Below are 2,500 nucleotides of genomic sequence, written 5' to 3' on the forward strand. Positions count from 1 at the left end.
GCGGAGTGGTTCCAGGAAATAGCTCCTCCTTATAGACCGTACCCGAAACCGACACTGGTGGTCAGGTAGAGTATACCAAGGCGCTTGAGAGAACTATGCTGAAGGAACTCGGCAAATTGCACGCGTAACTTCGGAAGAAGCGTGACCCTTTTCTGCGCAAGCAGAGGAGGGTGGCACAGACCAGGGGGTAGCGACTGTTTATCAAAAACACAGGGCTCTGCGAAGCCGCAAGGCGACGTATAGGGTCTGACGCCTGCCCGGTGCTGGAAGGTTAAGAGGAGGGGTGCAAGCTCTGAATCGAAGCCCCAGTAAACGGCGGCCGTAACTATAACGGTCCTAAGGTAGCGAAATTCCTTGTCGGGTAAGTTCCGACCTGCACGAATGGCGTAACGACTTCCCCGCTGTCTCCAGCATAGACTCAGTGAAATTGAATTCCCCGTGAAGATGCGGGGTTCCTGCGGTTAGACGGAAAGACCCCGTGCACCTTTACTATAGCTTTACATTGGCATTCGTAGTGGCATGTGTAGGATAGGTGGTAGGCTTTGAAGCCTGGGCGCCAGCTCAGGTGGAGCCACCCTTGAAATACCACCCTTATTACTATGGATGTCTAACCGCGGCCCGTTATCCGGGTCCGGGACAATGTATGGTGGGTAGTTTGACTGGGGCGGTCGCCTCCTAAAGAGTAACGGAGGCGCGCGATGGTGGGCTCAGAACGGTCGGAAATCGTTCGCTGAGTGCAATGGCATAAGCCTGCCTGACTGCGAGACTGACAAGTCGAGCAGAGACGAAAGTCGGTCATAGTGATCCGGTGGTCCCGCGTGGAAGGGCCATCGCTCAACGGATAAAAGGTACGCCGGGGATAACAGGCTGATGACCCCCAAGAGTCCATATCGACGGGGTTGTTTGGCACCTCGATGTCGACTCATCGCATCCTGGGGCTGGAGCAGGTCCCAAGGGTATGGCTGTTCGCCATTTAAAGCGGTACGTGAGTTGGGTTCAGAACGTCGTGAGACAGTTCGGTCCCTATCTGCCGTGGGTGTAGGAATATTGAAAGGATCTGTCCCTAGTACGAGAGGACCGGGATGGACGGATCTCTGGTGGACCTGTTGTGGCGCCAGCCGCATTGCAGGGTAGCTATATCCGGACGGGATAACCGCTGAAGGCATCTAAGCGGGAAACCCACCTTGAAACGAGTATTCCCTGAGAACCGTGGAAGACGACCACGTTGATAGGCCGGGTGTGGAAGAGCGGCAACGCTTGAAGCTTACCGGTACTAATAGTTCGATCGGCTTGATCGTTCTCATTCCTAATATCCATCCGACAAGTCGGATGGCTTGTTCTCACTCACGCTTGTTCCGCCCTTCGGGCGGCGCTACGTGGGTGCGGCGCATCGGCGCCGACGGTCGGTCGACCTTGCGAAGCTTCGCTTCGAAAGGCGCCGGGCCAACAGAATAGCCAAGGCACAAGGCGACGATCCTTGGATCGCGCTTGAACAGCTTCTCGATTTGAACGTGCGTTTTGCCGACCTGGTGGTTATGGCGGAGCGGCTGCACCCGATCCCATTCCGAACTCGGCCGTGAAACGCTCCAGCGCTGATGGTACTTCGTCTCAAGACGCGGGAGAGTAGGTCGCTGCCAGGTCTGCCAAGCGCACGTTCATCTCACATCCGGATCGGATCCGGATGGAGACAAATCTTCTCCTTACGGTTTTTGATGCATGTCGTTGCCGCAAAACCGCGCGGCACTTTTGGGCGACATGCATAAGGCCCGCCAAACGGGATCCTGGGCCGCGCAAGCGGCCCTTTCATTTGGCGGTCTCTTGAATCCGGTAAGCGAAAGCTTACCTCTATGGTTGGCGCGGGGTGGAGCAGCCCGGTAGCTCGTCAGGCTCATAACCTGAAGGTCACAGGTTCAAATCCTGTCCCCGCAACCAAATACCAAAAACGGCCCGCCTCGCGCGGGCCGTTTTGGCATTCGGCTTGTGGTGGCCGGCTGATTTGAGCGCTCATCAGGGGCCCGCAAGAAGGCGAAGCCGACGCCGCGGGACAAAGAAGCCAAATCCTGTCCCCGAAACCAAACACCAAAACGGCCCGCCTCGCGCGGGCCGTTTTTGCGTTAGGGGATCGCAGGAGGGACACAGAGGTCACGGGCAAGGCGAAACATTCCCCCACCCACATTGGTGCCCGGTGCGATGCCCGCTTTGCGCTGCGGCTGATGAGGACGTCCAAGTGGGGACACGTATTCAGAGACCGACGTCTAACTGGGTGCGAAATAATATTAGCCGGTTGAATTTAAACTCAGCCGGCTTCTGTGCCTCAGTCACCTCGCAAAATGGCGAGAGCAGAGATCGTGGAATAGGCCGCATGGCGATCCTCGATCGGGCGCAGGTGTCTTGACCCGACATTTTGATCGCTGCCGATTCGGGTAGTTGAATCTTTCGCCGAATCGCAAGGGGTGAATTGGAATTGATTCAGCCATATTGCCAATTTTTGTTATCTATT

1 tRNA gene and 2 rRNA genes (1 of these 3 cut by a window edge) are annotated in these 2,500 nt (G+C 56.4%); all 3 read left to right on the plus strand.

What is annotated here, in order from left to right:
* A 23S ribosomal RNA gene (locus tag EJ071_RS10150) occupies positions 1–1,298 on the plus strand (it extends 1,590 nt beyond the left edge of the window).
* A gap of 227 nt (positions 1,299–1,525) precedes the next feature.
* A 5S ribosomal RNA gene (rrf, locus tag EJ071_RS10155) occupies positions 1,526–1,640 on the plus strand.
* A 215-nt stretch (positions 1,641–1,855) separates the two neighbouring features.
* Positions 1,856–1,932, plus strand: a tRNA-Met gene (locus EJ071_RS10160).
* The last annotated feature ends 568 nt before the right edge of the window (positions 1,933–2,500 follow it).

The organism is Mesorhizobium sp. M1B.F.Ca.ET.045.04.1.1 (assembly GCF_003952465.1).
In the GTDB taxonomy this organism is placed as follows: Bacteria; Pseudomonadota; Alphaproteobacteria; order Rhizobiales; family Rhizobiaceae; genus Mesorhizobium; species Mesorhizobium shonense.